Origin of the sequence: Mycobacterium sp. (assembly GCF_035697385.1) — a bacterium.
Lineage (GTDB): Bacteria > Actinomycetota > Actinomycetes > Mycobacteriales > Mycobacteriaceae > Mycobacterium.
On record NZ_DASSCY010000062.1, the window covers coordinates 1 to 4,863 of the forward strand.

Annotated in this window: 5 protein-coding genes; 2 read left to right on the forward strand and 3 right to left on the reverse strand. The window is 64.9% G+C overall.

The window, feature by feature from the left end:
* A partial coding sequence (locus tag VFH65_RS05695) for a TIGR03086 family metal-binding protein (RefSeq protein WP_353320178.1) occupies positions 1-486 on the reverse strand: 486 nt, incomplete at its 3' end.
* Entirely contained in the window at positions 483-1,184 is a 702-nt protein-coding gene (locus VFH65_RS05700; protein ID WP_353320182.1) for a potassium channel family protein, read from the reverse strand. The genes VFH65_RS05700 and VFH65_RS05695, both read right to left, overlap by 4 nt.
* Positions 1,185-1,375: 191 nt before the next feature.
* Here VFH65_RS05700 and VFH65_RS05705 point away from each other — a divergent pair, with 191 nt between their 5' ends.
* Together VFH65_RS05705 and VFH65_RS05710 are read left to right on the forward strand one after the other, a co-directional pair.
* On the forward strand, positions 1,376-2,872 hold the full coding sequence (locus VFH65_RS05705) for a potassium/proton antiporter (RefSeq protein WP_353320179.1): 1,497 nt from the start codon (positions 1,376-1,378) through the stop codon (positions 2,870-2,872).
* A 46-nt stretch (positions 2,873-2,918) separates the two neighbouring features.
* A complete protein-coding gene (locus tag VFH65_RS05710; RefSeq protein WP_353320180.1) occupies positions 2,919-3,800 on the forward strand; it encodes an LLM class F420-dependent oxidoreductase in 882 nt (293 codons plus the stop codon).
* Between the two features lie 394 nt (positions 3,801-4,194).
* On the opposite strand, the gene VFH65_RS05715 is transcribed toward VFH65_RS05710, so the two are convergent.
* Positions 4,195-4,863 (reverse strand): polysaccharide deacetylase family protein (locus tag VFH65_RS05715; protein WP_353320181.1); only part of this gene is annotated, 669 nt, incomplete at its 5' end.

A 4,863-nucleotide genomic window follows, 5' to 3' on the forward strand; every position in this document is an offset into this window, starting at 1 on the left:
CCCGAACAGTCCCTCCACGGGTCCCTCCGCGGCCGTCTGCTCGACATTGCCCAGCACGGCGGCCGCGCTCTCGAGGTCGACGTCGTAGGGCCGGCCCGTCACACGAGCCACGTCCCAGCCGTGAATCACCACCTCCGTCAACGCGATCAATCCGCCGATCTCCGCAGGAAAGTCGACGCCACCGGCGCGCGACATGCCTTCCCACGCCGCCGGGTCACCCCACGCCTTGGCCAAGTCGGCGAGCCGCGCCGGAAAGCTGGTGCGCCAGTCAGCTTCCAGTTCGCCCGTACTCGCCGGAGGGGTGTCGGTCAGCGGCCCGAAGTCTTTTCGCGCCGCGGCGGCGAATGCCAGTGACAGCCCGCCGATGTGTTGCACCAGATCACGCAGGCGCATCGGGTCACAGGGGGTCCCGGCGGAAAGCTGGTCGTCGGCCACGTTGGCGAGCACCTCGGACGTGCGTTGGCATGCAGGCGTCAAGTCGATCATCGCGGTATAGACCTCCTTCGGGGCGAAATCTCATCGATGGCACCGCGGACAAGGGCCCGGACCTGGTTCTCGGCAGCAGCACCGCCGGCGAAGAACAGCATCTCGTCGCCGGCCTGGAGCATGTCGTCCGGCGAAGGGAGGACGATCCCGCTGTCGCGTATGACGATGGCCAGTGCGGTGTTCTCGGGCAGGGGTAGGTCTCGCATCCGCTGACCGACGAATGGATCGTCGGTGGGCAGAGTCAGTTTGGCCAAGCTCACTTGTCCCTGCCGCAATTCCATCAATCGCACCAGGTGTCCGATATCGATGGCGCCCTCGATGGCCGCTACCAAGGCGCTCGGCGCAGAGACCGCGACATCGACGCCCCACGACTCGGAGAACAGCCATTCATTACGCATGTCGTTGACCCGTGCCACCACCCTGGCCACCCCGAACTCGGTCTTGGCCAACAGCGCCGCCGTGAGATTCACCTGGTCATCGCCGGTCGCGGCGATGACAACATCACACATTTGAATTCCGGACGCCTCGAGCGACGTCAGCTCGCACGCGTCCGCCAACAACCACTCGGCATCGGGAACCGTGCGCGGTTCGTAGTGACTGACGTTGTGCTCGATCAGCAACACCTTGTGGCCATAGTCGAGGAGTTCCTGGGCGACAGACCGTCCGACCGCCCCGGCACCGGCGATGCCGACGCGCATCATCTGCCGCTCGTCAGCGGCCTCAGCGGCTTTCGATGCCGCGGCGGATCGCCTTCTGATGCGGAACACGATCTCATCCTGTCCCATGTGGCGGCGTCCTGCGCCACTACCGGCAGGACCATCGCACGTGGGCGCCGTGGTACTGGTTAACTGCACGTCAAACCACCGATGCGGTCCCGGACGGGGATGAAATGAGCATGCAGCAGCTGTACCTGGTGCTGCTTGCCGGTGGGCTGGTACTACTCGCCAGCATCGTCGCCACCCGGGCGGCCAGCCGAGTGGGACTGCCGAGCCTGTTGCTGTTCCTCGGCGTGGGTGTCATCGTCGGCGAGGACGGGCTGGGCCTGCATTTCGACAACTACCTGCTCGCCGATCACCTCGGCACGGTGGCGCTGGCGATCATCCTCATCGAAGGCGGCCTGACGACGAAGTTCGCCGACGTGCGAAAGGTGTTGGCGCCCGCAGGCGCATTGGCCACCGTCGGCGTAGCGGTCAGCATGGTGGTCACGGCCGCGGGGGCGCACCTGCTGCTCGGGATGGACTGGCAACTGGCGCTGCTGCTTGGCGCCGTCGTGTCGGTCACCGACGCCGCCGCGGTGTTCTCGGTGCTGCGCGTAGTGCCCTTGCCGCGCCGCGTCGCGGGCCTGCTCGAAGCGGAGTCCGGTTTTAACGACGCCCCCGCCGTCATCCTCGTCTTGATGTTCAGCGTCGTGCCGCTCGAGCTGTCCCCGGTGCACGCGCTCGGCGAGTTGGTCTACGAGTTGGGTGTCGGCGCCGCGATCGGGCTTGGATGTGGTTTTCTCGGCGCAATCGCCTTGCGCCGCATCGCCCTTCCGGCCTCCGGCCTGTATCCGCTGGCGACCTTCGGGTTGGGCATGGTCGCATTCGCCGCGGCAGGCTCAGCGCACGCCAGCGGGTTCCTCGCCGCGTATCTGGCCGCCGTCGTGCTCGCCAACTCCGGGCTACCTCACCGCTCGGCCACCAGGTCTTTCGCGGAGGGGCTTGGCTGGCTCGCACAGATCGGCCTTTTCGTTCTTCTCGGCCTGCTCGTCGACCCCAGCGATCTGGGCGCCGAATTGGTGCCGGGGATCGTCATCGGACTCGTTCTGCTGCTGGTCGCCCGACCGCTGTCTGTCGTCGTCTCCCTTGCCGGATTCCGGGTGCCCTGGCGCGAACAGGTTTTCGTGTCCTGGGCTGGTCTGCGGGGCGCTGTCCCGATCGTGTTGGCGACATTCCCGATCGTCGGGGGTGTTCCCGACAGCGTCCGGCTGCTCAACATCGTGTTCATTCTCGTGGTGGTGTACACCCTGGTCCAGGGTCCGAGCCTGCGGCCACTCGCCCACCGGTTGGGACTGATCCCGAAGGAGGCGACCCGCGAGATCCAGGTGGAATCGGCTCCCCTCGACGTCTTGGAGGCCGAGCTGCTGACGATGACCGTGCGCGCGCCGTCCCGGTTGCACAACGTCACGGTCCTCGAACTGCGACTCCCCGATCCCAGCGTTATCACCCTGATCATCCGCGACGGCCACACGTTCGTCCCTGCGCCCGACACCCGTATCGCGATCGGCGACGAACTGCTCATCGTCACCACCACCAAGACGCGCGCGGCGGCCGAGCGGCGGCTGCGCGCCGTGAGTCGCAGGGGCAAGCTCGCGTACTGGTTCGACGAGTACGGCGAACCCGACTAACCCGGCACACATCGCACTTTCAGGAACTCCGACTACGCTCGGCCAAGTGCGATTCGCGTTCAAAACCTCACCGCAGAACACCGCTTGGTCCGACATGCTCGCCGTGTGGCAGGCCGCCGACGACATCGACGTCTACGAGTCCGGTTGGACCTTCGACCACTTCTATCCGATCTTCTCCGACTCCACCGGCCCGTGCCTCGAGGGCTGGAGCACGCTCACCGCGCTGGCGCAGGCCACCAAACGACTGCGGCTCGGCACGTTGGTCACCGGGGTTCACTACCGCCATCCCGCCGTTTTGGCCAATATGGCTGCGGCCGTTGACATCATCTCTGGCGGACGCCTCGAGCTCGGCATCGGCGCCGGCTGGAACGAAGAGGAATCCGGCGCCTATGGCATCGAGCTGGGCACCATCAAGGAACGCTTCGACCGGTTCGAGGAAGCCTGCCAGGTTCTCAAAGGCCTGTTGAGCCAAGACACCACGTCGTTCGACGGGAAGTTCTACCAACTCAAGGACGCACGCAACGAACCGAAAGGGCCGCAGAAACCTCACCCGCCGATCTGCATCGGGGGCAGCGGCGAAAAGCGCACGCTGCGCATCACGGCGAAATATGCCGACCACTGGAATTTCGTCGGCGGCCCTGCCGAGGAGTTCGCCCGCAAGCGCGACGTGCTGGCATCGCATTGCGCGGACATCGGCCGCGACCCGAAGGAGATCATGCTTTCGGCGCACGTGCGGCTGACAACGGACCACGACAATCCCGGTCAGCCGCTCGACTTCGGCCACGCGATCGAGGAAGCGGCGGCCCTCGGCGCGGAGGGTCTGGACTTGGCGATCGTGTATCTGCCGACGCCGCACACACCTGATGTGCTGGAACCGCTGGCCGAGGCGATCCGGGATTCTGGGCTACTGACCAGCAAAGTCAACTGACGGTCACGATAATATAACGGTTAGGCAAAGGAATGGTCACACGCCGTCGAATCGGCGTAACCAGGATGACGTTGGGTTGCTAGACCCCGTAACGAAGTAGCTCGTCGGCGGTGATCAGCCGCTCGGCCTTGGCCGGGAACTCTCGGCTCCTCAGCGGGTGGCGAAGCAGCGACCAGGCAATTCGACTCATCCGAGAACGCGACAGTGGGTTGATGTACACGTCGATCTCTCCTGCGGTATACCAATAGCTGAATCGGGGTCTCACGTTACCGCATGACCCTTATCAAGTCATTAGATACCCAATATCTGGCAAACTGAACTAGCCACGCCGAACAATCATCAGATGTTTTTCCTGGGGCTAGAGTGACGGATGTGACTCGCCTCGCCGGCGGGTTCAGGTCGCTTTGAGGAAGACGTCGTCCAGGGTGACCGTGCGCAGTTTGCGCGCCCGAATGACGTCGACCAGCTGCCCGTATACCTGCGTCACCGGCAGGTGGTTGAGATGCCCGATCACGATCGTTTGTGGATGGAAGTACCGGTCGGCCATCTTGACGACTTCGCTCGCCGGAATCCAGACGTGGTCCTCCAACGAGCCGGACCACAGCGTGTCGGCGCTGTAGCCCAGGTCGCCCGCCACCTTGTCGACGTGTGCGTTGTGTTGTCCATACGGCGGCCGGAAGTACGGTCTGGCGTCGACACCGTAAGTGTCCCAAAGGAATTGGTGGTTGCGACGGAACTCTTCTGCCACCTGTGGCAGCGGTACTGTCGTCAGATCAGGGTGTGACCAGGTGTGGTTGCCCAACTGAATCTGGCCGTCGTCGACCAGTGGTCGCAGCAGGTCCGCGTTCTCGGTCCACGACCGGTAGACCCCGTTGACGAAGTACGTGAGCCGGATTCCGGTGTCCTTGGCGAACTGGGTATACATCCGCACCACGTCGCTGTTGACGCCGTCGTCGACGGTCAGCGCCAGCAGGTCCCCTTCGCCAGGCAGTCTGCTCAACACCCCACCGCCGGGCAGCGGGATTCGCGCCTCGCGAGGCGGCGGCGGCAACAACCCGGCGCC

Excerpts from the sequence above, each read along its gene's own strand:
- VFH65_RS05700 (WP_353320182.1), bottom strand. The coding sequence starts at position 1,184 with ATGCGCGTCGGCATCGCCGGTGCCGGGGCGGTCGGACGGTCTGTCGCC.
- VFH65_RS05705 (WP_353320179.1), top strand. The coding sequence starts at position 1,376 with ATGAGCATGCAGCAGCTGTACCTGGTGCTGCTTGCCGGTGGGCTGGTA.